At 36.5% G+C, this 24,771-nt stretch carries 24 protein-coding genes and 1 riboswitch; of the genes, 18 read left to right on the top strand and 6 right to left on the bottom strand.

The features are described from left to right. The first annotated feature begins 11 nt into the window (after positions 1 to 11). From ligA to LMD38_RS24355, 5 genes are all read left to right on the top strand, one after another. On the top strand, positions 12 to 2,021 hold the full coding sequence (gene ligA / locus LMD38_RS24375) for an NAD-dependent DNA ligase LigA (RefSeq protein WP_000031440.1): 2,010 nt from the start codon (positions 12 to 14) through the stop codon (positions 2,019 to 2,021). A 16-nt stretch (positions 2,022 to 2,037) separates the two neighbouring features. Continuing rightward, positions 2,038 to 3,231: a CamS family sex pheromone protein gene (locus LMD38_RS24370; protein ID WP_073531300.1), complete on the top strand. Its 1,194-nt coding sequence runs from the start codon at positions 2,038 to 2,040 to the stop codon at positions 3,229 to 3,231. A 95-nt stretch (positions 3,232 to 3,326) separates the two neighbouring features. Next, positions 3,327 to 4,097: a TSUP family transporter gene (locus tag LMD38_RS24365; protein WP_000343961.1), complete on the top strand. Its 771-nt coding sequence runs from the start codon at positions 3,327 to 3,329 to the stop codon at positions 4,095 to 4,097. A gap of 153 nt (positions 4,098 to 4,250) precedes the next feature. Beyond that, a complete protein-coding gene (gene pruA / locus LMD38_RS24360) occupies positions 4,251 to 5,798 on the top strand; it encodes an L-glutamate gamma-semialdehyde dehydrogenase (RefSeq protein ID WP_000259559.1) in 1,548 nt (515 codons plus the stop codon). Positions 5,799 to 5,969: 171 nt separating this feature from the next. After that, positions 5,970 to 6,119: a hypothetical protein gene (locus tag LMD38_RS24355; RefSeq protein WP_000521648.1), complete on the top strand. Its 150-nt coding sequence runs from the start codon at positions 5,970 to 5,972 to the stop codon at positions 6,117 to 6,119. Between the two features lie 230 nt (positions 6,120 to 6,349). Here LMD38_RS24355 and LMD38_RS24350 read toward each other — a convergent pair whose 3' ends face one another. Further along, positions 6,350 to 6,913, bottom strand: coding sequence for a cysteine hydrolase family protein (locus LMD38_RS24350; protein ID WP_227585293.1), 564 nt, complete (start codon positions 6,911 to 6,913; stop codon positions 6,350 to 6,352). A gap of 242 nt (positions 6,914 to 7,155) precedes the next feature. Further along, a riboswitch (SAM riboswitch) is annotated at positions 7,156 to 7,262 on the top strand. A gap of 123 nt (positions 7,263 to 7,385) precedes the next feature. Here LMD38_RS24350 and LMD38_RS24345 point away from each other — a divergent pair. From LMD38_RS24345 to LMD38_RS24335, 3 genes are read left to right on the top strand one after another with little or no spacing between them, the layout of a single operon-like run. Further along, entirely contained in the window at positions 7,386 to 8,405 is a 1,020-nt protein-coding gene (locus LMD38_RS24345; protein ID WP_000622992.1) for a methionine ABC transporter ATP-binding protein, read from the top strand. Next, complete coding sequence (locus LMD38_RS24340) at positions 8,395 to 9,060, top strand: methionine ABC transporter permease (protein ID WP_061129657.1); 666 nt, start codon at positions 8,395 to 8,397, stop codon at positions 9,058 to 9,060. Before LMD38_RS24345 ends, LMD38_RS24340 begins: the two co-directional genes overlap by 11 nt. A 20-nt stretch (positions 9,061 to 9,080) precedes the next feature. Beyond that, positions 9,081 to 9,935 carry a MetQ/NlpA family ABC transporter substrate-binding protein gene (locus LMD38_RS24335; RefSeq protein ID WP_000721607.1) on the top strand — a complete coding sequence of 285 codons (855 nt, stop codon included), beginning with the start codon at positions 9,081 to 9,083 and terminating at the stop codon, positions 9,933 to 9,935. Positions 9,936 to 10,106: 171 nt separating this feature from the next. Here LMD38_RS24335 and LMD38_RS24330 read toward each other — a convergent pair whose 3' ends face one another. The 4 genes from LMD38_RS24330 to LMD38_RS24315 all read right to left on the bottom strand — a co-directional run bounded on the left by LMD38_RS24330 (position 10,107) and on the right by LMD38_RS24315 (position 12,561). Then, positions 10,107 to 10,577, bottom strand: a complete 471-nt coding sequence (locus tag LMD38_RS24330; protein ID WP_227585294.1) for an HXXEE domain-containing protein — start codon at positions 10,575 to 10,577, stop codon at positions 10,107 to 10,109. Between the two features lie 58 nt (positions 10,578 to 10,635). Beyond that, positions 10,636 to 10,827, bottom strand: a complete 192-nt coding sequence (locus tag LMD38_RS24325; protein WP_000544085.1) for a DUF3926 domain-containing protein — start codon at positions 10,825 to 10,827, stop codon at positions 10,636 to 10,638. After that, entirely contained in the window at positions 10,820 to 12,001 is a 1,182-nt protein-coding gene (locus LMD38_RS24320) for an ArsA family ATPase (protein WP_227585295.1), read from the bottom strand. The genes LMD38_RS24325 and LMD38_RS24320 overlap by 8 nt, the downstream gene beginning before the upstream one ends. Positions 12,002 to 12,078: 77 nt before the next feature. Continuing rightward, positions 12,079 to 12,561 carry a MarR family winged helix-turn-helix transcriptional regulator gene (locus LMD38_RS24315; protein ID WP_000942476.1) on the bottom strand — a complete coding sequence of 161 codons (483 nt, stop codon included), beginning with the start codon at positions 12,559 to 12,561 and terminating at the stop codon, positions 12,079 to 12,081. A 231-nt stretch (positions 12,562 to 12,792) separates the two neighbouring features. Between LMD38_RS24315 and LMD38_RS24310 the strand changes: the two genes are divergently transcribed. The 10 genes from LMD38_RS24310 (at position 12,793) to LMD38_RS24265 (ending at position 23,451) form a co-directional block, all read left to right on the top strand. Further along, complete coding sequence (locus tag LMD38_RS24310; RefSeq protein ID WP_001254396.1) at positions 12,793 to 13,029, top strand: YiaA/YiaB family inner membrane protein; 237 nt, start codon at positions 12,793 to 12,795, stop codon at positions 13,027 to 13,029. 141 nt (positions 13,030 to 13,170) lie between these two features. After that, positions 13,171 to 13,461, top strand: coding sequence for an Asp-tRNA(Asn)/Glu-tRNA(Gln) amidotransferase subunit GatC (gatC, locus tag LMD38_RS24305; RefSeq protein ID WP_000086999.1), 291 nt, complete (start codon positions 13,171 to 13,173; stop codon positions 13,459 to 13,461). A gap of 15 nt (positions 13,462 to 13,476) precedes the next feature. Beyond that, entirely contained in the window at positions 13,477 to 14,934 is a 1,458-nt protein-coding gene (gatA, locus tag LMD38_RS24300; protein WP_000051445.1) for an Asp-tRNA(Asn)/Glu-tRNA(Gln) amidotransferase subunit GatA, read from the top strand. A 14-nt stretch (positions 14,935 to 14,948) separates the two neighbouring features. After that, positions 14,949 to 16,376, top strand: a complete 1,428-nt coding sequence (gene gatB / locus LMD38_RS24295; protein ID WP_001047674.1) for an Asp-tRNA(Asn)/Glu-tRNA(Gln) amidotransferase subunit GatB — start codon at positions 14,949 to 14,951, stop codon at positions 16,374 to 16,376. Between the two features lie 469 nt (positions 16,377 to 16,845). Next, the gene (locus LMD38_RS24290) at positions 16,846 to 17,751 is read left to right on the top strand and encodes a diacylglycerol kinase (RefSeq protein ID WP_000977677.1); all 906 of its coding nucleotides are present in this window, start codon (positions 16,846 to 16,848) and stop codon (positions 17,749 to 17,751) included. Between the two features lie 138 nt (positions 17,752 to 17,889). Continuing rightward, positions 17,890 to 18,633 carry an HAD family hydrolase gene (locus LMD38_RS24285; RefSeq protein WP_016716323.1) on the top strand — a complete coding sequence of 248 codons (744 nt, stop codon included), beginning with the start codon at positions 17,890 to 17,892 and terminating at the stop codon, positions 18,631 to 18,633. Positions 18,634 to 18,787: 154 nt separating this feature from the next. Continuing rightward, positions 18,788 to 20,152, top strand: a complete 1,365-nt coding sequence (gabT, locus tag LMD38_RS24280; protein ID WP_227585296.1) for a 4-aminobutyrate--2-oxoglutarate transaminase — start codon at positions 18,788 to 18,790, stop codon at positions 20,150 to 20,152. A 116-nt stretch (positions 20,153 to 20,268) separates the two neighbouring features. Next, positions 20,269 to 21,636, top strand: coding sequence for a sigma-54 interaction domain-containing protein (locus LMD38_RS24275; RefSeq protein WP_000225163.1), 1,368 nt, complete (start codon positions 20,269 to 20,271; stop codon positions 21,634 to 21,636). Continuing rightward, a complete protein-coding gene (gene gabD, locus LMD38_RS24270; protein ID WP_227585297.1) occupies positions 21,629 to 23,080 on the top strand; it encodes an NADP-dependent succinate-semialdehyde dehydrogenase in 1,452 nt (483 codons plus the stop codon). Before LMD38_RS24275 ends, gabD begins: the two co-directional genes overlap by 8 nt. Positions 23,081 to 23,127: 47 nt before the next feature. Then, positions 23,128 to 23,451, top strand: a complete 324-nt coding sequence (locus LMD38_RS24265) for a DMT family transporter (protein WP_000263262.1) — start codon at positions 23,128 to 23,130, stop codon at positions 23,449 to 23,451. Between the two features lie 40 nt (positions 23,452 to 23,491). Here LMD38_RS24265 and LMD38_RS24260 read toward each other — a convergent pair whose 3' ends face one another. Beyond that, a complete protein-coding gene (locus LMD38_RS24260; RefSeq protein ID WP_000007360.1) occupies positions 23,492 to 24,721 on the bottom strand; it encodes an aminopeptidase in 1,230 nt (409 codons plus the stop codon). Positions 24,722 to 24,771 lie beyond the last annotated feature (50 nt).

The raw sequence follows: 24,771 nt of genomic DNA, 5'->3' as shown, positions 1-24,771 counted from the left end.
GGAATGAGGATATGTCAAAAGAGATAGCAAAAAAACGTATAGAAGAACTACGTGATTTGTTAAATACATTTAACTATCAATATCACGTGTTAGACAATCCTTCTGTTTCTGATGCGGAGTATGACCGTAATATGCAGGAGCTTATAAAATTAGAAGCAGAGAACCCAGAGTTTATGAGTGAAGATTCTCCCTCTGTTCGCGTTGGGGGAACGGTTCTTGATATATTTGAAAAAGTAACACACAAGTCACCGATGTTAAGTTTAGGAAATGCATTTAACGAAGGAGATTTACGTGATTTTGACCGACGAGTACGTCAAGGAATTGATGATGCGAATGTAAGATATATATGCGAATTAAAAATTGACGGACTTGCTGTTTCACTTCATTATGAAAAAGGACGCTTCATTCAAGGGGCAACACGTGGTGATGGTGTAACAGGTGAAGATATTACTCAAAATTTAAAAACGATTAAAGCAATCCCGCTTCGTTTAAATGAAGAAGTAACGTTAGAAGCACGAGGCGAAGCTTATATGCCGAAGCGTTCATTCGTTAAGTTAAATGAAGAAAAAGAGCAAAATGGTGAAGATGTATTTGCAAATCCGCGTAATGCGGCAGCAGGTTCAATCCGCCAACTTGATCCGAAAATTGCAGCGAAGCGTAACTTATCTATGTTTGTATACGGTCTTGCGAATGTAGAAGAAAAAACAATCCTATCACATAGTGAATCGCTTGATTTCTTAGGTGAACTTGGATTCAAAACAAATCCAAATCGACGCACATGTGAAACAATTGAAGAAGTTATAGCTTATGTAGAAGAATGGCAAGAAAAACGTCCGCATCTTGATTATGAGATTGATGGGATCGTTATAAAAGTAGATGATGTTGCTCTTCAAGAAAGTCTAGGCACTACAGCAAAGAGTCCAAGATGGGCAATTGCTTATAAATTCCCAGCTGAAGAAGTTGTAACAAGATTAACAGGCATTGAATTAAGTGTTGGTCGTACAGGGGTTGTAACACCGACTGCAGAGCTAGAGCCAGTGCGAGTGGCTGGTACAATCGTTCGTCGTGCTTCTTTACATAACGAAGATTTAATTCGTGAAAAAGATATTCGAATTGGTGACTACGTTGTTGTGAAGAAGGCTGGAGATATTATTCCTGAAGTTGTAAATGTTATTTTCGATAAGCGTACTGGTGAGGAAGAAGAATATCATATGCCAACGCATTGCCCAGCATGTGAGAGTGAACTAGTTCGTTTAGAAGAAGAGGTAGCACTTCGTTGTATAAATCCAACTTGTCCTGCTCAAATTCGAGAAGGGTTAATCCATTTCGTTTCAAGAAATGCAATGAATATTGATGGACTTGGAGAACGTGTCATTACACAACTCTTTGAGGCAGATTATATTCGTACATTTGCTGATTTATATTCGTTGACGAAAGAGCAATTATTACAGCTAGAACGATTTGGAGAAAAATCAGCAACGAATTTAGTACAAGCAATTGAGAATTCTAAAGAAAACTCATTAGAGCGATTATTATTCGGTCTTGGTATTCGCCATGTTGGAGCGAAAGCAGCACGTACATTTGCAGAGCATTTCGAAACGATGGATGCGCTTGTGAAGGCAACGGAAGAAGAATTAAAAGCAATTAATGAAATTGGTGAAAAAATGGCTCAATCCGTAGTAACGTATTTCGATAATGAAGACGTATTAGAGTTATTACAACAATTTAAAGAATACGGCGTGAACATGACATATAAAGGCATGAAAATTGCTGATTTACAAAACGTTGAGTCGTACTTCGCAGGAAAAACTGTCGTTTTAACAGGGAAATTAGAAGTTATGGGACGTAGTGAAGCGAAGAAGAAGATTGAGGCATTAGGTGGAAAAGTAACAGGAAGTGTTAGTAAAAGTACGGATTTAGTTGTTGCAGGTGAAGCGGCAGGTTCGAAATTAGCACAAGCGGAGAAACATAATGTTGAGGTTTGGAATGAAGAGAGGTTCTTACAAGAGCTAAATAAGTAAGAGGTGCAAACTTACCATGAAAAAAATAGCATTAGCGGTATTAAGCCTTGGCCTACTTGTAAGTGGGTGTAGTGCAGGTGCCGACAAAGATGAAAAAGTGGTTGAGAAATCGGGGAAAGCAAAAGAGCAAGCAATCGTCCCGAATTACTCTATTTCGGATGAATATTATAAGACGACTATTCCATTTGAGGGAGGAAACGCACGTGGCTTAGTTGTGCAAGGAGTAAGTAATCGTCTTGATATAGATGAATTTGAAACAGGATTAATGCGTATTGCGAAAGAATCATTTAGTACGAAAGATAATGTTTTAAAAGGCGGGAAATCCCTAAATACTCAGTATATACAGATGCTTGTTAAAAGAAAACGTACAGATGCAGAACAAAAGGAACTAGAAGGTACACTAAAAAAAGATGCGGTTAAATTCCCGAACATAGGGTTAAATCCTGCATTAGGTACAGGATCCGAATCACTAGAAGTGAAAAATAAAAAAAATCCAATATATATTTCAAATATTTTAGAGCATGATTATTATGTGAATAAAGGCGAAAAAAATGAGCGTAGCGGCATTGTAGTTGGATTAGCGATGAATTCGGTTCATTATTATGAGGAAGAGCATGGTTATCCGCGTGAGGCTGCAATTTCGAATGAAAAGATGTTAGCGGAAGGGAAAAAAATGGTGCCAGAAATCTTGAAAGTTATGCATCAACAAGATCCTGAGACAAAAAACCTTCCGATAACATTTGCGATTTATCGTCAGGCTCCAAAGTCTTCGCTCGTACCAGGTAACTTTGTTTCTTATGCGAATGTTGAAAAAGGCAGTGAAACGGTTGAGGATTGGAAACAAATTAATGAGAAATATTATTTGTTCCCATCTGAACAAGCGAAAACAGATAATAAACGTGAAGATCTGGCGAGAGTATCAAACTTCAAGGCAAAATTAAGTGATTATTTCCAAGGCGACTATACAGCTGTTATCGGTACTGGTATGTATAGAGACGATGAATTAAGAGAAATAAAGCTCGATATTCCTGTCCAGTTTAATGGGAAAGCAGAAATAATTGGCTTTACACAATATGTAGCCGGGCTTGTTATGGAATACTTCCCGAATTATATGAAAGTACAAGTAACGATTAAATCTGTAGAGCGTCCAGAAGCGATTATTATACGTGAAGCGAAGCAAGATGAACCGTATGTGAAAATTTTAGATTAAATACAAGGGCTGTTCCTTTATGGAACGGCTTTTTTTCTTGGGTAATTTTGTTATAATTTAAAATGTTGTAAATAATGGGGTAAGGGGTAAAGCGCATGGACGAATTAAGTTTTCAAGTCATTATTTTATTAATTGCATTCGGTTTTTTAGCAGCTTTTATTGATTCAGTTGTTGGTGGTGGAGGATTAATTTCGCTTCCGGCACTTATGTTTGTTGGTTTACCACCAGCTTCGGCAATTGCAACGAATAAATTAGCTGCAACGATGGGGACGTTTACGAGTGCGATTTACTTTATTCGATCGGGAAAGGTTGATTTTAAAATTGTAGGAAAGTTAATCCCGTTAACTATTATAGGGGCAGTCGCAGGTGCTTTAGTAGTAAAGTTTATTCCGCCGGATATTTTACGTCCGTTAGTGCTTGTGATGTTGGTGTTTATTGCTATTTATATTATTGCGAAAAAGGATTGGGGAAGTGTATCTACCTATAAGAAGATGACGAAAAGAAAAACATTAATATTTTTCTTTGTTATTTTAATGATAGGGTTTTACGATGGGTTTTTTGGACCAGGGACAGGATCCTTCTTAATTTTCGCATTTTTATTAATTGGTTTGGATTTTATTCAAGCAGCAGCATCTGGAAAACTTTTGAACTTTGTTAGTAATATCGTATCGTTAATCACTTTTTTATTTTTAGACGTAATTCATTTTGAATACGGTATTATTATGGGATTATCGATGATTTTGGGCGCTTATTTTGGATCGAAATTTGCAGTTCAAAAAGGTGTTGGATATGTAAGAACTTTATTCTTGTTAGTAACTATTTTATTGATTAGCAAAAACGTTTTGGAATATACTCATATTTTGTAGAGTTATACATTTGTATAACTCTATTTTTTTATTATATTTTAAAAATTAATTAATTTTTAAAATATAAGTCTAGGAATATTTGAATAAATCTAAATTATCGTGTAGAATAATGTTGTAAAATGTAAACGTTTTTCTAAGGGGAGGCTAAAAATAATGGTAGTAGCATACAAACATGAGCCATTTACAGATTTTTCAGTAGAGGCTAACAAATTAGCGTTTGAAGAAGGTTTAAAGAAAGTAGAATCTTATCTTGGACAAGACTATCCATTAATTATTGGGGGAGAAAAAATCACTACAGAAGACAAAATTGTTTCTGTAAACCCTGCAAATAAAGAGGAACTTGTTGGTCGCGTTTCAAAAGCAAGCCGTGAGTTAGCTGAAAAAGCAATGCAAGTAGCGGATGAAACATTCCAAACTTGGAGAAAGTCAAAACCAGAAATGCGTGCAGACATTTTATTCCGTGCTGCAGCGATCGTTCGTCGTAGAAAACATGAATTCTCTGCTATTCTTGTAAAAGAAGCAGGTAAACCATGGAATGAGGCAGATGCTGATACAGCAGAAGCAATCGATTTTATGGAATATTATGGTCGTCAAATGTTGAAATTAAAAGACGGAATTCCAGTAGAAAGCCGTCCAATTGAATATAATCGTTTCTCTTACATTCCATTAGGAGTAGGTGTTATCATTTCTCCTTGGAACTTCCCATTCGCAATTATGGCAGGTATGACAACAGCTGCTTTAGTTTCTGGTAATACAGTATTACTAAAACCAGCTAGTACAACTCCTGTAGTAGCAGCGAAATTCATGGAAGTATTAGAAGAAGCTGGCTTACCAGCTGGCGTAGTAAACTTCGTACCAGGTAGTGGTTCTGAAGTTGGTGATTACTTAGTAGATCACCCTCGTACACGTTTCATTAGCTTCACTGGATCTCGTGATGTAGGTATCCGTATTTATGAGCGTGCAGCGAAAGTAAACCCAGGCCAAATTTGGTTAAAACGCGTTATCGCTGAAATGGGTGGTAAAGATACAATCGTTGTTGATAAAGAAGCAGATCTTGAATTAGCAGCTAAATCTATCGTTGCATCAGCATTCGGATTCTCAGGACAAAAATGTTCTGCATGTTCTCGTGCAGTAATCCACGAAGATGTATACGATCACGTATTAAATCGTGCTGTTGAATTAACGAAAGAATTAACAGTTGCTAACCCAGCTGTATTAGGTACAAACATGGGTCCTGTTAATGACCAAGCTGCATTCGATAAAGTAATGAGCTATGTTGCAATTGGTAAAGAAGAAGGTAGAATCTTAGCAGGTGGCGAAGGAGACGATTCTAAAGGCTGGTTCATCCAACCAACAATCGTTGCTGACGTTGCAGAAGATGCTCGCCTAATGAAAGAAGAAATCTTCGGACCAGTAGTAGCATTCTGTAAAGCAAAAGACTTTGACCATGCACTTGCGATTGCAAACAATACAGAATACGGTTTAACAGGAGCAGTTATCTCTAACAACCGTGACCATATTGAAAAAGCACGTGAAGACTTCCACGTAGGTAACTTATACTTCAACCGTGGATGTACTGGTGCAATCGTAGGATACCAACCATTTGGTGGCTTTAACATGTCTGGTACAGACTCTAAAGCTGGTGGCCCTGACTACTTAGCACTTCACATGCAAGCAAAAACTACTTCTGAAACTTTATAAGAAATAGTAGAAGAGATCTTCGCAGTCTGCGAAGATCTCTTTTTTCTGCTTATATGTGGATTAAGATACATATAAGCAGAAAAAATAATATAAGGTTTACTTCAGTAAAATAAGGTATATTATATTGGTTGAATAAATTCTCTTTCAAGATAAGAAAAGTAGGTGAACAAAATGGGAAAATATCAATTGGATTATAAAGGTCAGGTAGCTGTCGCAAAGTTTCATGAAAAACAGACGCCTGTCAAGTTTGATAAAAAGCAGCAAATTGAAAAATTGCGTGCGGAGTATTTGAAAAAGAAACAAAAACAAACAGATAAATAGTAGAAGAAACTAGTTAATTTGAATAAAAAACACTTACCATATATTACTATTTGGTAAGTGGAACTAGCTAAACCCTATTCATATCAAGATAAACATGTAAATAGAAACAAAACAATGAGAAAAGTTGACTTATTAGTCACATTTTTTTGTATTCATTTTAAGGATTTCCTGTATAATACAATTTGAAAGAAAATCTATGGTTTGACAAGAAACACTCTTTTCGGTTTTGCTCACTGAAGAGAGTGTTTTTTTGTAGCTAAAAACTCCTCTGTACTCATTACATTTGCATAGACACCATTTAAACTAGCTAAAATTGTGTTATGAATATAAACGGCTGGTATAGTAGCATTCTTAAAAGAAAGGTCTTTTGTAGCACAAGCATCATGTATAACAGTACATTGCAAGCCGAAATCAAAGGCAGCCCTTACGGTAGCATCAATACACATATGAGTCATCATCCCGCATATGACAACGTGTTCAATAGCTAAACGTTGTAATTGCTTTAGAAGATCAGTTTTGCGAAAACTATTTGGATAATGCTTGAGTATAACCGTTTCTTCTCTAAGTGGGCGTACACTTTCATGAATATGTACACCTTCTGTATTGGGGAGGAAAAAAGTAGCGTCCTCTTTTATTGCTACATGTTGGATATGAAAAATAGGTTCGTTTTTCTTTCTAAAGAGCTGTAGTAGCCGACGGGCATATGCGCTTGCTTCGACTGGATTACGTAATTCCATTTTGCCGTGTGGAAAATAATCATTTTGAATATCAATGAGTAAAAGAGCTGTTTTCATATATTTATCTTCCTCCGATTTCATATTCAAATAATGGTATTCAATTAGTAGAGAAGATTATCCTTTTAAAAAATATGCAAGAGGAGAATTTTACATAACTTTAAAGATTACTATTTTTTCTTGAATTTTTCATCTGAAAATTTTAATAAAGAAATAATTAATATTTTTCTAAAAAATATATTGACTCTTATTATTCTGAGTTCTATAATGAGAATTAATTAAACGACAATTAAATCGATACATTCTTATCCAGAGAGGTGGAGGGACTGGCCCTACGATACCTCAGCAACGGGTTTTTTTAATACCGTGCTAACTCCAGCAAGCCTATGAAAGGCTTGGAAGATGAGAAGATGTGAACGAGTACATATAAGTGCTCTCCTTCTTATCTTTATGGTTGATAAGAAGGAGAGCACTTTTTATTTTACCTCGAGAGCTCTGCTTCAAGTTTTCACAGCATATAGGAGGGGAAAAAATGATTTCTTTTAACAATGTAAGTAAAGTATATGAAACAGGTGGGCAATCTGTTCATGCGGTGGAGGATGTAACATTATCAGTTGAGAAAGGCGAAATTTTTGGCATTATCGGTTTTAGTGGCGCTGGAAAGAGTACGTTATTACGCCTAGTAAACATGTTAGAGAGACCAACGGCAGGAACGATTTCAATAGATGATAAAGAGATTACATCATTATCGACGAAAGAATTACGGAAGCTAAGACAAAGAATCGGGATGATTTTTCAAAGTTTTAATTTATTTAATTCAAGAACAGTATTTGGGAATATTGCTTATCCATTAAAGTTAGCGAAAGTACCAAAGAATGAGATAAAAGAAAGAGTAAATGAATTGCTGAAGTTTGTAGGGTTAGAAGATAAAGCAAACAATTACCCAGAGCAGCTATCAGGTGGACAAAAGCAGCGTGTTGGTATTGCTAGAGCGCTCGCAACATCACCAGATATTCTTATATGTGACGAAGCAACATCAGCTTTAGATCCAGAAACAACGACAGAAATTTTGAACTTATTAAAGAAAGTAAATCGAGAATACAACTTAACAATTCTTCTTATTACACATGAAATGCATGTTGTGAAAGAAATTTGTCACCGTGTAGCTGTAATGGAGAAAGGAAAAGTTATTGAAGAAGGAAAACTGTTTGATGTTTTCACACAACCAAAAACAAAGACGACTCAAAACTTTGTACGTTCTGTTATTAATGATCATTTACCGGAAAGTGTTTTAGCAAAAATTCAAAATGGTGGTCAGATTTATCGTCTAACATTTACTGGCGAGGAGACAGGACAGCCAGTACTATCATATATCGCAAAAAACTATAATGTCGATGTAAATGTACTGTACGGAAATATTATTGAACTTCAAAATGTGCTATTTGGAAATCTTCTTGTAGAATTGCAAGGTGAACAGAGGGAAATTCAAAAAGCATTACAACATCTAAGACTGCAAGTGCAGCTGAAGGAGGTAGAAGCTCATGCGAGTTGATTGGAGTATATTTTGGCCGCGCATACTAGATGCAACGGGGGATACTCTCTTAATGGTAATTGTAACCCTTATATTTGCTACAATTCTTGGTATACCTCTAGGTTTACTTATATATGTGACGAGAAAAGGAAACTTTTTAGAAAATAAATGGGTCTTTTCTATTCTTAATATTATCATTAATACAATTCGTCCAATTCCATTCATCATATTCTTAGTAGCTTTAAGCCCGCTAACAAGAAGTGTTATCGGAACGACAATTGGAACGGCGGCAGCAATTTTCCCAATGACGTTAGTTGCATCAATCGGTATTGCTAGAATGGTTGAAACAAATCTTGTTTCTGTTCCGAAAGGGGTAATCGAAGCAGCTCAAGCGATGGGTGCTTCACCAATTAGAATTGTTTTTGAAATCCTTGTACCAGAAGCGTTAGCACCATTAATTTTAGGTGTTACATTTATGACAGTTGGTTTAATTGAATTTTCTGCAGTTGCTGGGCTTGTCGGTGGTGGCGGTCTTGGTGACTTAGCAATGACATATGGTTATCAACGTTTTGATACATCAGTTATGTTCGTAACGGTCGTTTTACTTATTATTCTCGTACAGTTAGCTCAAAATTTAGGAAACTACTTTGCGAAAGTCTTTTTACGCAGATCATAAAAAGAAAGAGGGGAAAGAAAATGAAGAAAATTTTAGCATTTGCATTATCAGCGATTGTAGGGGTTTCAGCGTTAAGCGGTTGCTCAAGTGGAGACACGGGGGCAGGGGCGAAAGAAAAAGTAGTTCGTGTCGGTGTAACTGGAACGGATGGAGACGCTTGGGAAATTTTGAAGAGGAAAGCTGAAAAAGAAGGAATTAAAGTTAAACTGGTTGAGTTCTCTGATTACACGACGCCAAATAAAGCGTTAGCTGATGGAGATATTGAGCTAAACTCATTCCAGCATATTGCTTTCTTAGAGCAATTTAAAAAGGAGCATAAATTAGATATTACAGCTGTTGGTACAACGCAAATTGCACCAATGGGTTTATACTCTGAAAAACATAAGAAAGCAAATGAAATTCCAGATGGTTCTGAAATTGCGATTCCAAATGATCCAACGAACCAAGCACGTGCATTAAAACTTCTTGATGCAGCTGGGTTATTAAAGCTTAAGAAAGACTTTGGCTTATTTGGAGATCCAAGCGGCATTGCTGAAAATCCGAAGAAATTAAAAATTACACCGGTTATCGCACAGCAAACACCTCGTGTATTAAAAGATGTTGCAGCTTCAGTTATTAATAACGGTGTTGCTGGTCAAGCTGGATTAGATCCAGCGAAGGATCCAATTTTCTTAGAAGATCCAAAGAATGAAAATGCGAAGCCATATATTAATATTTTCGCAGCTCGTACGAAAGATAAAGATGATCCAACACTGAAAAAAGTAATTGAACTATATCATTCAAAAGAAGTAACAGAGGCAATTAAGAAAGAAACAAATGATGGTTCCATTTCAGTAGATCTTTCACTTGATGAACTTGAAAAAATTGTGAAATAATGATTGGGTTTAATGGACTAACAGAAGGAACCCCTCCGCTGTTAGTTCGTTCAACATATAATCTACTTAACAAACAAAACAAACCCTAATTCTGTACCTTCCAATTCTGTATAACATAGAATCCAATGTTTGTTAAGTAGAGTAATGGACCAGGAATTTTCCTGGTCTTTTTTATGAATGAAAGTAGTTAGCGAATAGTAAGGTAATCCAAATTATAATGGGGTAAGAAAATAAGCTGAAAAAGAGTGTAATTACGAATTGCTTTTTCTGAATTAAGTGCTTTTGAGATAAAAAAAAGAAAATAGAAAAGATGACAATGAAAGTTGCGGATATTACGCCAGGGTTATAGAAATGATAAATGAAAAACAAAATAATATGTTGAACAGAGTTGAAGAAGATAGCTCCTTGTATAAAAATAATCCAGTATATAGAAGACAAGAAGTTTAGTTGATATAGAAAGACGATAAGTAAGACAAAGAGAGTTAATACAGAAATCGCAATGAAAAATTGTTGGCTAGTTATAAAAGTAATTGAAAATTGATTAGCAAGATATTGTGGCATTTGGAAAGATTCTTCAAGGTTATGAATGAGAAATAACAAGGGAATCATCCAAAGCATAATAGTGGAATGTTTTTTAAACAACTTACATCGCTCCAATATAGAGATAGAAAGCCTAAAAAGGCCCTCTATCCAGAGATATTCATTCGATTATAATATTTTTTAAATTATTTTTATGATGCCCTTGTTCTTTCGGATAAGCAGCTAGCTCCTCTTGTAAAATATTTAGTATTTGCTTAGCTGATTGCTGGATGGGTGCAGGTAACTCTTCTAATATATGCATACCCATTTTTATTTTTGTACGAATTACCTTCCTTATTAATTCCTCATGCATGCACGACACCTCCAAAACGAATGTTTAGTACATCATCTTCAAATTTTGCTCCTTGAATAGAAAGGTGTGTTAACGTTTTGGGTAATGTGATGTTTCGTTTAACAGAACCAGCACGAATGATAAGCTCGTCACCTTTTTGATTTAATGCAAGTTCACTTTTGTTAGAGAAGGGAATGGACAGAACGAAAATATACTCATCGCCATCTTTTTTTACATATTGAGTGCGACCGTTAAATTTTACTTCAGTAGGACAATAATCTTCTTTAAATAAAGCATCTCCAACGCGTTCTAACATAGGTAAGCCAACAACTTCTTGTTCAAACATTGGAGCTTCGTAAATAGGAAGTGGATCAAAACTATTTTGAATTAATGTTTTATATTTCTTTTGAGTATCTTTCCAAGCTTGAAAATAAGGATCGATGACAGTGTTAGGGATGACGCGGTTAATCATAATCGCATCTACGTTATAATCGTATAAATTTAAATACGTAAAGCTACGCTGAGCCTCTTTAATGACCATTTTTTCGGGATTTACAACGATGCGGATACTTGTTACGTCTCGGTTTGATAAAATATCTCTCATTTCTCCAAGTTGTTCAAGTGTATTTGTTAATTCGTCCATAATATCATCGGTTGGAAGGGGGACACCAAGAAGTGGTTGAGCTACAGGGCGAACAACTTTTAAAACTTTTCTTTTAATAGGGAAGAGTTTTTCCATCCACCAGCCGAGCATGTCTGGAAAACTGAGCATTGCTAATGTTTCTCCTGTTGGAGCACAATCAATGATAATAACGTCATATGTGTTTTGTTTATAATAATCGAGTACGCGAAGTAAACTAATTAAATCTTCCATACCGGGAAACATCGTTAACTCTTCGGTTGTAATATCATCAGCTGCTTTGGAAGTGAAAAGTAGTGTAATATATTTCTGTAACTTTCCCCAGTCCTTTTCCATTTCATAAATTGTATTAATTTCTTGTGCCCATAGGTTTTCACGAATTTCTAATGGTTCAGAAGATAGTTTTATACCAAATGAATCTCCTAAACTATGAGCTGGGTCTGTGCTCATTACTAAAGTTTTTAATCCTTGTTTTGCGCTTTGAAGTGCAGTTGCCGCTGAAATGCTAGTTTTTCCTACGCCGCCTTTACCTGTATACAAAATAATTCTCATCATTCATATCCCCTTTGTTTCGAGCATCGAATATTACGAGTAACGAAATATTTTTTTGAATAAAAACCCTATTAAGGTTTTTATTCAATCGGAATGTTTTTCATTTTAGGTGCAGAAACCTTTTCTTCTGTTTTTTGCTGTGATGTAGCAATGTGATTCATAATCTTTTGGAAGATTTGTAGTAAAAATGCTTTTTCTTCTTCCGATAATGCTTCGGTCACTAGGTTAAAATAATGGGCTGCATTTTGTTTTACTTCTTGAACGAGCATTACACCGTTTTCTGTTAAACGAATTAATACAATGCGTCGGTCGTTTTCATCACGGTATCTTTCAATATATCCTTTTTTTACAAGGCGATTTACAACACCTGTCGTTGTACTCATCGGTATATCAAGAAGATCAGCGATTTTTGTCATTGTAATATCCGTATTTCGCTCCATCCAAAGTAAACAAAATACTTCAGTTTTAGAAAGTGTTAAATCTAAGCTTACCCATTCTTCAGGATAGAAAAGTTTCTTGGCGTTATCTAGCAGTAAGTCTAAAAAATGTTCGTATTGCAACAATTAATTCCACTCCCGTATATTTCGAGGTTCGTAATATTTATTTTTATTTTATGTAGAATTGAAATAAATGTCAATGTTTTTAACTGTTTTTTCAGATTAGAAAGAAAACTATCTTTAAAATAATATTTTTTTGTGATAGATTTATAAATAGTAAACTAGAATTTACATAAAAATCCATCATGGTAAATATACTTATCTATAATGGATGTACAGCTAACGAGGGGGAGAACGATGAGAAGACGTAATACGCAAGCGTTCACGTTTTTAGCATGGACTTCATTTGTTTGCGCGCTTTCAGGTATGCTAATTGGAATTTATACGCTAGATGAAACGCTTAGTGTAAAAGGATATTATTTACTTGGAACATTATTTTTAACGATGTCTTGTTTTGTATTACAAAAAACAATTCGTGATAATGAAGAAGATAACGAGAGATTTCCGAAAAATAAACCGTTAGATAAAGAGTAAATCGTAAAGAAAGGCGTTTGCCTTTCTTTTTTTATGTAAAAATGCTGTAAGTGCCGTGTGTTGACTTGCTTGAAGTACTGAAAATTTGGTATCATCAATAGTATTGTAGATTGAACGATATATTATGGAGGTGGCCTAGCCGTGTCAAGAATTTCCGTTGAGAATGTAAAGCACGTAGCACATTTAGCACGTCTTGCAATTACTGATCAAGAAGCAGAAAAATTTCAAAAACAACTAGATGCAATTGTTACATTTGCAGAACAGTTAAATGAATTAGATACAACAGATGTAAAACCAACAACTCATGTATTAACTATGAAAAATGTTATGCGTGAAGATGTACCAGAAAAAGGTTTACCAGTTGAAGAAGTATTAAAAAATGCACCGGATCACAAAGATAATCAAATCCGTGTTCCAGCAGTATTAGAATAGAGGAGGGGAATTTCGATGTCATTATTTGATCATTCAGTATCAGAGTTACATAAGAAATTAAACAACAAAGAAATTTCCGTTACGGATTTAGTAGAAGAATCTTACAAACGTATTGCGGATGTTGAAGATAACGTAAAAGCTTTTCTTACATTAGATGAAGAAAACGCACGCGCGAAAGCGAAAGAATTAGATGCGAAAATTGGTGCTGAAGATAATGGTTTATTATTCGGTATGCCAATCGGTGTTAAAGATAACATTGTAACTAACGGTCTTCGTACGACTTGTGCAAGCAAAATGTTAGCAAACTTCGATCCAATTTATGATGCGACAGTTGTGCAAAAGCTAAAAGCTGCTGACACAATTACAATCGGTAAATTAAATATGGACGAGTTCGCAATGGGCTCTTCAAATGAAAACTCAGGTTTCTACGCTACGAAAAATCCGTGGAACTTAGATTACGTTCCAGGCGGATCTAGTGGTGGTTCTGCAGCAGCTGTAGCAGCAGGAGAAGTATTATTCTCTCTAGGTTCTGATACGGGTGGTTCTATCCGTCAACCAGCTGCATATTGCGGCGTTGTAGGTTTAAAACCAACTTACGGACGTGTATCTCGTTACGGATTAGTAGCATTTGCATCTTCACTTGATCAAATCGGACCGATTACACGTACAGTAGAAGACAATGCATACTTATTACAAGCTATTTCAGGTCTTGACCGTATGGATGCAACTTCTGCTAACGTTGAAGTAGGAAACTACTTAGCTGGTTTAACAGGCGACGTTAAAGGTTTACGCATTGCTGTACCGAAAGAATACTTAGGAGAAGGTGTTGGCGAAGAAGCTCGTGAGTCAGTACTAGCTGCTTTAAAAGTATTAGAAGGTATGGGCGCAACTTGGGAGGAAGTATCTCTTCCACACTCTAAATACGCTCTAGCAACGTATTACTTATTATCTTCTTCTGAAGCATCAGCTAACCTTTCACGCTTTGATGGCGTACGTTATGGTGTTCGTTCTGATAATGTGAATAACTTAATGGATCTTTACAAAAACACACGTAGCGAAGGCTTCGGTGATGAAGTAAAACGTCGTATTATGCTTGGTACATTTGCTCTTAGCTCTGGTTACTATGATGCATATTACAAAAAAGCACAACAAGTACGTACATTAATTAAAAACGACTTTGAAAATGTATTTGCTAACTACGATGTTATTATTGGACCAACAACGCCAACTCCGGCATTTAAAGTGGGCGAAAAAGTTGATGATCCAATGACAATGTATGCAAATGACATTTTAACAATCCCAGTAAACTTAGCAGGTGTTCCAGCGATTTCTGTTCCATGTGGATTCGGTGCTAACAACATGCCACTTGGTTTACAAATCATTGGTAAACACTTCGATGAAGCGACAATTTACCGCGTTGCACATGCGTTTGAGCAAGCAACAGACCATCATACAAAAAAAGCAAGTCTGTAAGGAGGCGAGCATAGATGAATTTAGAAACAATTATTGGTTTAGAGGTTCACGTTGAGTTAAAAACAAATTCGAAAATTTTCTCTGCGAGTCCAACAGAATTCGGAGCGGAACCAAATACACAAACAAGTGTAATTGACTTAGGATACCCAGGAGTACTTCCTACTTTAAATAAAGAAGCAGTTAACTTTGCAATGAAAGCTGCAATGGCATTAAACTGTGAAATCGCAACAGAAACGAAGTTTGACCGTAAAAACTATTTCTATCCAGATAATCCGAAAGCTTACCAAATCTCTCAGTTTGATAAGCCAATTGGTGAAAATGGTTGGATTGAAATTGAAGTAGACGGTAAAAAGAAACGTATCGGTATTACACGTCTTCATTTAGAAGAAGATGCTGGTAAATCAACGCATACAGCTGACGGCTCATTAGTAGACTACAACCGTCAAGGTATGCCTTTGATTGAGATCGTATCTGAGCCAGATATGCGTACGCCAGAAGAAGCATATGCATACTTAGAGAAGTTAAAATCAATCATTCAATACACCGGCGTATCTGATTGTAAGATGGAAGAAGGTTCCTTGCGTTGTGATGCGAACATTTCCCTTCGTCCAGTTGGACAAGAGAAGTTCGGTACAAAAGCGGAACTGAAAAACTTAAACTCTTTCACTTACGTACAAAAAGGTCTTGAGTTTGAGCAAGCTCGCCAAGAAAAAGAATTATTATCTGGTGGTATCATCCAACAAGAAACACGTCGTTATGATGAAGCAACGAAGAAAACAATCTTAATGCGTGTGAAAGAAGGATCTGATGATTACCGTTACTTCCCAGAGCCGGACTTAGTTGAACTTTACATCGACGATGAGTGGAAAGAAGCAGTTCGTGCTTCTATTCCAGAACTTCCAGATGCACGTAAAGCTCGCTACGTTGCAGAATTAGGCTTACCGGCTTATGATGCACACGTATTAACATTAACGAAAGAAATGTCTGATTTCTTTGAAGCAACTGTTGCAGATGGTGCTGATGCGAAATTAACATCGAACTGGTTAATGGGTGAAGTGCTTGCGTACTTAAACAAACAACAAAAAGAATTAAAAGACGTTGCATTAACGCCTGCTGGTTTATCTAAAATGGTTCAATTAATTGAAAAAGGTACAATTTCTTCTAAAATTGCGAAGAAAGTATTTAACGAATTAATTGAAAAAGGTGGAGACCCAGAAGAAATCGTTAAAGCGAAAGGCCTTGTTCAAATTTCTGACGAGGGTACACTTCGTAAAGTTGTAACAGAAATTCTTGATAATAATGAGCAATCTATCGAAGACTTTAAAAACGGTAAAGACCGTGCAATTGGCTTCTTAGTTGGTCAAATTATGAAAGCTACAAAAGGACAAGCAAATCCACCGCTTGTTAACAAAATCTTACTTGAAGAGATTAATAAGCGATAATAGTAGTAACTTTTAAAGATTAAGCAGAAAAACACCCGTACATGGGTGTTTTTCTAGGTTAATCAAACGTTTGTTTAAATGAGAGAAAATTATTTAAACAAACGTTTGATTAACTGTCAAAAGTGGAAAAATGTTTGTATGGCAACTATGGTATGATAGTTGCAAAAAGGTGGGAATAATGATAAATCTAGACATAGAGGTTTTTTCATCTCATGAAATAATAGATAATTATTATTCGTTATATGTAAATTGTTGTGAAGAAATAGATGGACATAAATTTTTTGTCAAATAAAACAAAACCATTGAAATGAATATTTACTTTTGATGGGCTACACGAATCGGGTTCTTACTGCCTGTTTGAGCGAGATAAAAGAAGGATAGGAAGATGAGAGGAGGTAGGCACGGGAATACTGAATAGAAGTTCGGTATGTTCTTTGTCGATACATAAAGAAATTTCCTGTGCTAATAAATGATGAAGCGAGCAAGAATTATTTATAATCCTACTTCTGGGCGTGAGCTATTTAAGAAGAGCTTACCGGAAGTATTACAAAAATTAGAACAAGCTGGATATGAAGCATCTTGTCATGCGACAACGGGTCCTGGAGACGCAACTGTGGCGGCGAGGCAAGCTGTAGAGCGTAAATTTGATGTTGTTATTGCGGCTGGTGGTGACGGCACGTTAAATGAAGTCGTAAACGGTCTAGTTGGTCATGAATTCCGTCCGAAATTTGGAATTATTCCAGTTGGAACAACAAATGACTTTGCACGTGCAATCGGTGTACCTCGTTCTATTGAAGAGGCGGCGGATATTATTTGTGAAGGAAAAACTGTGCCATTAGACCTTGGTAGAGCAAACGATACATATTTTATTAACATCGCTGGTGGCGGTCGTATTACAGAATTAACATATGAAGTACCAAGTAAGCTAAAGACTGTATTAGGACAACTTGCTTATTATTTAAAAGGTATCGAAATGCTACCATCACTACATCCAACATATGTTGAAATTGAGTATGATGGAAAATTACTACAAGAAGAAATTACGATGTTTTTAATTACGAATACTCGTTCAGTGGGCGGCTTTGAAAAGGTAGCACCATATGCATCGATTAACGATGGCTTATTTGATTTATTAGTGCTGAAAAAAGGTTCCATTGCCGACTTAATTAAAGCTGCAACACAAGCGCAGCGTGGTGAACATATTAACAATCCAAAAGTACTATACACACAAGCGAACCGAATTAAAGTGCATTCACCAGATAAACTAATGATTAATTTAGATGGTGAATATGGTGGAGATGCACCGATGGAATTCGAAAATATGTATCATTGTCTGGAACTATTTGTTCCTGAACATCAAGAGGATGCCCTGTAAAGGCATCCTTTTTTATTATATAGAAGAATTGTAAATTTGAAGTTAGTTTGATTTTTATGGTATTTTTACAATTCGTTTATTTTATATCCATACTTTATTGATACACTGGAGGAGATAAGAGATGAGAGGTGGGGTGTTATGGAGAAAGTAAAAGCAATACTATTTGATAAAGATGGGACATTAATGGATTTTCATTCAATTTGGATAAAAGTGGCTGAAGAACTTGTGGCTGAATGTATAAAATTATACCAACTGCCACAGTCAATGCAGCCGACTTTATTAAAAGAGATCGGTGTGGATGGGGTATTTGTTCACCCACGTAGCGCAATAGCGGCAGGAACAAGCCTTGATGTGGCAAAGGGGCTTTGTAAGTATATTACGTCATCTAAGGAAGAGGAATTGCATGAATGGGTAAGTGAAAAACTGTTTGCCCTTATGTACGAGCATCGTTCTTACATGAAAATGACGGCAGATTTACCGAGAATTTTACAAAGCTTAAAGGATAGAGGATTTATTTTAGGTGTTGTTACAGCTGATGATTTCGCACCGACAGAATTATTTTTAAAACAGTATCAATTAGAGACCTTTTTTGATTATGTTGTAGCTTCAGATACATTTGCGGCACAAAAACCAGATAAAAGAATTATAGAATCCTTCTGTGAGAGGTTTCATTTAAAGGCATGTGAAGTAGCGGTCGTTGGGGATACACCGACTGATTTATATTTAGCGAAAAATGGTGATTGCTATGCAATTGGAGTACTATCTGGTACAGGGAATCGTCAAACATTAGAACCACTTGCTGATTTAGTAGTACAATCTGTTGGGGACTTTATTTCTCATTCAGGTGAGTTTGTTTGGGAAAAAGGAAAGTCTAATGTGTAAGAAAAATAAGTCTATAAAGACTCTGAATGAGTCTTTATAGACTTATTTTTTATGGCGAAATAGAAGGTGTGTAGGATGAATACTGAAAAAGAATATTGGCATACATTTTGCAATGAAAAGAGAAAACAATGTAAAGAAAAGGATGGGGTACGTAATGAATACAAAAAAATTTGCTAAAGTAAATGAACAAATTCCTGGACCGAAAGCAGCGTCTTTACTAGAACGCCGCCAAAATATAGTACCAAAAGGAGTAAGTAACGGCATCCCAACGTTTGTACAATCTGCAAATGGTGCTCTTGTTACTGATGTTGATGGTAATCAGTACATTGATTTCGCTGGAGCGATAGGAACAATTAACGTAGGACATTGTCACCCAGCTGTTAAAGAATCGCTCCATAAACAAGTAGATCAATACATTCATACTGGCTTTAATGTCATGATGTATGAGCCATATATTGAATTAGCAGAAAAACTTGCGGCATTAGCGCCGGGAAGTTTTGATAAGCAAGTACTATTTTTAAATAGTGGTGCAGAAGCAGTCGAGAACGCTGTGAAAATCGCTCGTAAATATACAAAAAGACCTGGTATTATCGCATTTTCTAAAGGATTCCACGGGCGTACATTAATGACAATGACAATGACAAGTAAAGTAAAACCATATAAATTTGGATTTGGTCCATTTGCGCCTGAAGTCTATAAAGCGCCATTTCCGTATGAATACCGTCGCCCAGAAGGATTAACGGAAGAGCAGTACGATAACTTTATGATTGAAGAGTTTAAGAATTTCTTCATATCAGAAGTAGCACCAGAAACGATTGCAGCTGTTGTAATGGAACCTGTTCAAGGGGAAGGTGGATTTATCGTCCCAAGTAAGAAGTTTGTGCAAGAAGTACGCAATATTTGTTCAGAACACGGCATCTTATTTGTAGCGGATGAAATTCAAACTGGATTTAGCCGTACAGGAAAATATTTCGCCATTGATCATTATGATGTCGTTCCGGATTTAATTACGGTATCTAAATCATTAGGTGCTGGTGTACCGATTAGTGGTGTTATTGGGCGCAAAGAAATTATGAATGAGTCTGCACCAGGAGAACTTGGTGGAACGTATGCAGGAAGCCCGCTAGGATGTGCGGCAGCATTAGCAGTACTTGATGTAATAGAAAAAGAGAATTTAAATGATAGAGCGATAGAATTAGGAAAGGTCGTAATAAACCGATTCGAAGAGATGAAAAATAAATATAATTGCATCGGTGATGTGCGCGGTTTAGGAGCAATGTGTGCATTTGAGCTCGTTCAAGATCGTAAGACGAAAGCACCTGATAAAACGTTAACAGCTAATTTATGCGCAGAAGCAAATAAACGCGGCTTACTTCTACTATCAGCAGGAACATACGGTAATGTTATTCGTGTGCTAATGCCACTAGTGATTACAGATGAGCAACTTGAAGAAGGATTAACAATCATTGAAGAATCATTGCAAGTCTGTTATGAGAAAGCAAATATTGCTCGTGTTTAAAAGTTAAATAATAAAACAGCAAACATTCTAGCTGACTCTATATAAAATCCAGAAAATTCACTTTATAATAAAGGTAGTGAAGTGAATCGACGGATTGGAAGTTAGGGGTGGCTAGGATGGTTGCAGAAAAGGAACGAGTGTTAATGGATTTACAAGATGTATTTGAATATGCGTTTGACGAAATTTTTGTGACTGACGAAAAGGGAATCGTTGTACGTGTAAATAGTACATGTGAAAGGCACTATCAATTGGCTGCTAAAGAGTTAGTAGGTAAACATGTAAAAGAATTGCAGAAGGATGGTATCTTTTATCCATCGGCAACGTTAGAAGTAATTGAAAAAAAGAGACCGATTGAACTCGTTCAAACGACAAAATCAGGAGAGTATTTACACGTTCGTACAAGGCCTGTTTTTGATGAAGAGGGCAATTTAAGAAGGGTGATCAGTTACTCTCGTGATCTTACAGAACTCTATCAATTACGTCAAAAGGTAGAAGAAATGGATAATCAGTTAAAAACATATAAAAAAGAATTAAGAGAAACATATGAACATGAAGGACTTATTTTTAAAAGTATCGCTATGCAAAAAATAGTCGAGACAATTAAGAAAGTATCCGTGGTAGATAGTACTGTTCTCGTTTTAGGTGAGACAGGAGTAGGAAAGAGTCGATTGGTGCGTCATTTACATGAAGTGAGTAACCGGAAGAATGAAAGTTTCTATGAAATTAACTGTGCGGCATTGCCAACGAATTTAATTGAATCAGAGCTTTTTGGATACTCAGGCGGATCTTTTACAGGTGCGAATCGTGAAGGGAAAAAGGGGCTATTAGAATCAGCGCATAAAGGAACTCTTTTCTTAGATGAAATTGGTGAAATGCCGCTTGAAATTCAAGCGAAGCTTTTGCAAGTGTTGCAAGAAAAAACGTTTCGCCCTATAGGCGGAAGAGAATTAAAAAAGGTGGACGTTAGAATTGTAGCGGCAACAAATAGAGATTTAAGTATGATGGTGAAACAAGGAACATTTCGGAAAGATTTATATTATCGTCTGAATGTTATTCCCATTGTAATCCCGCCACTACGGGAAAGAACAGAAGACATTTTGCCACTTATTTATCATTATTTACAACACTTTAACGAGAAATATGGTCGGAATGTAAAATTAGCGCCTAGCACATTGCAAATGTTTGTTGGTTACCCGTGGGAAGGAAATAATAGAGAAATTGAAAATGTGATTGAGCGAATTGTTATAACTGCTGATGATATCGTTACGATAGAAGATTTGCCAATAGCGATGCAAGAATCAACAGTTGAACAGTCTGGTCAAAGTCTCTATAAAATGTTAGAAGAAGTAGAACGAAATATTATTTTGAAAGCATATAAAACATATGGATCGAGTTATAAAGTAGCGGAGTTTTTAAAAATAAGTCAATCTGCTGCCACGAGGAAAATAAAGAAACTTATAGAGGAGGAAGAGAACATTGGATAAAAAAGCGACGTTTGTAAATGTAGAGAAAAAGGCGATGTATATAAATGGTGAGTGGATTACATTGCAAGAACAAATCGAAGTAAATAATCCAGCAACGAAGGAAATATTTGCGACTGTACCAAAGGGTGGGGTAACTGAGGCAAAGCAAGCCGTTGATGCTGCACATGAAGCTTTTAAATCATGGTCTAAGTTAACAGCGGCAGACCGTGCAGTGAAATTAAAAAAATGGTTTACACTTATCGATGAAAATAAAGAAGAGATTGCAGCGATTATGACGAGAGAACAAGGAAAGCCGTTTGCAGAAGCGCTTGGTGAAGTGAATTATGCAAATAGTTTTGTCGAATGGTATGCAGAAGAAGGAAAACGCGTATATGGTGAAATGATTCCTGCTTCTCATCCGAATAAACGTATTTTAGTTATGAGGCAACCAGTTGGCGTTATGGCAGCTATTACGCCTTGGAACTTCCCGGCCGCTATGATTACGAGAAAGGTAGCTCCGGCGCTTGCAGCAGGATGTACAGCGGTTGTAAAACCTGCAAGTCAAACGCCGTTAACTGCGTTAAAATTAGCTGAATTAGCTCATGAAGCAGACATTCCAAAAGGCGTAATAAATATTGTAACAGGTAGTGCGAAAGCAATTGCTGATACGTGGATGGAAGATGGGCGTGTTCGAAAAGTGTCCTTTACAGGATCAACGGAAATTGGGAAAGAGTTAATGGCTAGTGCGGCACAAACGATGAAAAAGGTTTCACTTGAGTTAGGCGGTCACGCACCGTTTATTGTTATGAATGATGCAGACTTAGATAAAGCAGTAGAGGCAGTAATCGGTTCGAAATTCCGTAACGCAGGACAAACGTGTATATGTACAAACCGAGTATTTGTTCAGGAAGAAGTTTACGAAGTATTCGCAGAGAAGTTTCAAAAGGCAGTAGGGCAGTTGAAAGTAGGAGACGGTTTCGGTGACGGAACGACTGTAGGACCACTTATTGACGAGAATGCAGTTTCGAAAGTACAGGAACATATTGAAGATGCTATTCAAAAGGGTGGAACAGTTTTATATGGTGGTCAAAAGGTTGCAGAGCTAGACGGATACTTTATGCAACCAACTGTAATTGGATTGGCGAATGATACGATGCTTTGTATGAATGAAGAGACATTTGGACCAGTTGCACCTGTTGCGAAATTTAAAACGGTTGAAGAAGTAATTGAACGTGCAAACAATACACCATACGGTTTAGCAGCGTACATTTTCACGAAAGATATTAGTCAAGCATTCCAAATTAGCGAAGCGTTAGAGTACGGTATTATCGGATTAAATGATGGACTTCCATCAGTTGCACAAGCACCGTTCGGTGGCTTTAAAGAAAGTGGTATTGGCCGTGAAGGAGGTCATTTCGGTATCGAGGAATATTTAGAAATTAAATATATTTCATTAGGACTATAAGTAGTATACTAGAATCTCTATAAGGTAACAGAGAAGGAGATTCTAGTATGGTATATTGGCTATTATTACTTGTAACAATTATTTTTGAAGTAGCTGGAACAATTGCGATGAAATTATCAAACGGTTTAACAAAGCTTGTTCCGAGTGTACTGATTTTCGTGTTTTATGGAATTTGTTTCAGCGTGTTCGCCATCGTTGTGAAAAAGATCCATTTAAGTATTGCTTATGCTATTTGGTCTGGCGTTGGAACATTGCTTATTACAATCATTAGTGTGTACTTTTTTAAAGAGCATATTAGTTTATTTCAAGCATTTTGTATTCTTTTTATTGTTTTGGGTGTCATTGGGCTTAAGGTTTCATCTGCATCATAAAAGGCTATCTTCCAGTGCGGAAGATAGCCTTTTGCTTTTGTTAAAACGCCCAATTACCTTTACGGAAGATTGGCTCATGTCTGCCATCAGCAGTAATGCCGTCGATATCAAGCTCAGCTGATCCAATCATGAAATCTTCGTGTGTAATACTAGCGTTTGCGCCATTTTCAGCAAGTTCTTCTTTAGACATCGTTTTTCCGCCAACTAAGTTAAATGCATAAGCATTTCCGATTGCAAGGTGGCAAGATGCGTTTTCATCAAATAGCGTGTTGTAGAATAAAATATTTGTGTTTGAAATTGGTGAATCATGAGGTACTAAAGCTACTTCTCCTAAGAAGTGAGAACCTTCATCTGTTTCTACTAAATGTTTTAAAGCTTCTTCTCCAACTTCAGCTTTATAATCTACGATACGTCCGTTTTCAAATGTTAACGTGAAGTTATCGATAATGTTACCTGCAAATGCTAACGGTTTTGTACTAGATACTTGGCCGTTTACACCTGTTTTAAGTGGCATTGTAAACACTTCTTCAGTTGGAATGTTCGCCATAAATGGTACGTTCTTTTCATTTAAGCTACCAGCACCAGCCCATACATGTTTTTCTGGAAGTTCGATCGTTAAATCTGTTCCAGGACCTGTATAGTGAAGAGCTTTATAATGCTTTTCGTTTAAGTAATCAACTTTTGTATGTAATGTTTTATCGTGTTCTTTCCATGCTTCCACAGGATTTTCTAAATCAGCACGAGTCGCTTTGAAAATAGCATCCCATAGTTTTGCTTCTTGTTCTTCTGGTGCAACGTCAGGGAATACTTTCGCAGCCCATTCTTTCGTAGGAACAGAAATGACACACCAGCTTACTTTATCAGCTTGTACGTAATCACGGTATACTTTCATTGCTTCACCAGCTACTTTATGAGCTGTTGCGATACGCGTTGGTTCTACACCTTTTAATAAATCAGGGTTTTCTGCATAAATAGACATAAATGCAGCGCCTTCTTTTGCTAATTCTTCACGAGCGTGTGCTTTCCAAGATGGGAACTCAGCGAATGCTTCTTCAGGAGCTAGATCAAACTTTAAGCGTGTTAACGTCTCATCATTCCAATCCACATATACGTGTTTTGCACCAGATTTATATGCTTTTTCTGTAACGAGGCGTACAAATTGTACAGCTTCAAGAGGTGCGCTAATTGATAATGTTTGTCCTGGTTGAATATTAACACCAACATTGACTGCAAGGGCAGCATATTTCTCTAACGTTTGTTCAAATGACATATGTATAATCTCCTTTAATTTGAAAGATTTCTTACTATATATAATACAAG

The organism is Bacillus pacificus (assembly GCF_020861345.1).
GTDB classification, from domain to species: domain Bacteria; phylum Bacillota; class Bacilli; order Bacillales; family Bacillaceae_G; genus Bacillus_A; species Bacillus_A pacificus.
The sequence above is the reverse complement of the archived record's forward strand: the minus strand, read 5'-3'. Positions and strand labels throughout refer to the sequence as shown.

Bases quoted from the DNA above. Each gene is read 5' to 3' on its own strand.
- ligA (WP_000031440.1), top strand. From the start codon at position 12: ATGTCAAAAGAGATAGCAAAAAAACGTATAGAAGAACTACGTGATTTG.
- LMD38_RS24370 (WP_073531300.1), top strand. From the start codon at position 2,038: ATGAAAAAAATAGCATTAGCGGTATTAAGCCTTGGCCTACTTGTAAGT.
- LMD38_RS24365 (WP_000343961.1), top strand. From the start codon at position 3,327: ATGGACGAATTAAGTTTTCAAGTCATTATTTTATTAATTGCATTCGGT.
- pruA (WP_000259559.1), top strand. From the start codon at position 4,251: ATGGTAGTAGCATACAAACATGAGCCATTTACAGATTTTTCAGTAGAG.
- LMD38_RS24355 (WP_000521648.1), top strand. From the start codon at position 5,970: ATGGGAAAATATCAATTGGATTATAAAGGTCAGGTAGCTGTCGCAAAG.
- LMD38_RS24350 (WP_227585293.1), bottom strand. From the start codon at position 6,913: ATGAAAACAGCTCTTTTACTCATTGATATTCAAAATGATTATTTTCCA.
- LMD38_RS24345 (WP_000622992.1), top strand. From the start codon at position 7,386: ATGATTTCTTTTAACAATGTAAGTAAAGTATATGAAACAGGTGGGCAA.
- LMD38_RS24340 (WP_061129657.1), top strand. From the start codon at position 8,395: ATGCGAGTTGATTGGAGTATATTTTGGCCGCGCATACTAGATGCAACG.
- LMD38_RS24335 (WP_000721607.1), top strand. From the start codon at position 9,081: ATGAAGAAAATTTTAGCATTTGCATTATCAGCGATTGTAGGGGTTTCA.
- LMD38_RS24325 (WP_000544085.1), bottom strand. From the start codon at position 10,827: ATGCATGAGGAATTAATAAGGAAGGTAATTCGTACAAAAATAAAAATG.
- LMD38_RS24320 (WP_227585295.1), bottom strand. From the start codon at position 12,001: ATGATGAGAATTATTTTGTATACAGGTAAAGGCGGCGTAGGAAAAACT.
- LMD38_RS24310 (WP_001254396.1), top strand. From the start codon at position 12,793: ATGAGAAGACGTAATACGCAAGCGTTCACGTTTTTAGCATGGACTTCA.
- gatA (WP_000051445.1), top strand. From the start codon at position 13,477: ATGTCATTATTTGATCATTCAGTATCAGAGTTACATAAGAAATTAAAC.
- gatB (WP_001047674.1), top strand. From the start codon at position 14,949: ATGAATTTAGAAACAATTATTGGTTTAGAGGTTCACGTTGAGTTAAAA.
- LMD38_RS24290 (WP_000977677.1), top strand. From the start codon at position 16,846: ATGATGAAGCGAGCAAGAATTATTTATAATCCTACTTCTGGGCGTGAG.
- LMD38_RS24285 (WP_016716323.1), top strand. From the start codon at position 17,890: ATGGAGAAAGTAAAAGCAATACTATTTGATAAAGATGGGACATTAATG.
- gabT (WP_227585296.1), top strand. From the start codon at position 18,788: ATGAATACAAAAAAATTTGCTAAAGTAAATGAACAAATTCCTGGACCG.
- LMD38_RS24275 (WP_000225163.1), top strand. From the start codon at position 20,269: ATGGTTGCAGAAAAGGAACGAGTGTTAATGGATTTACAAGATGTATTT.
- LMD38_RS24265 (WP_000263262.1), top strand. From the start codon at position 23,128: ATGGTATATTGGCTATTATTACTTGTAACAATTATTTTTGAAGTAGCT.
- LMD38_RS24260 (WP_000007360.1), bottom strand. From the start codon at position 24,721: ATGTCATTTGAACAAACGTTAGAGAAATATGCTGCCCTTGCAGTCAAT.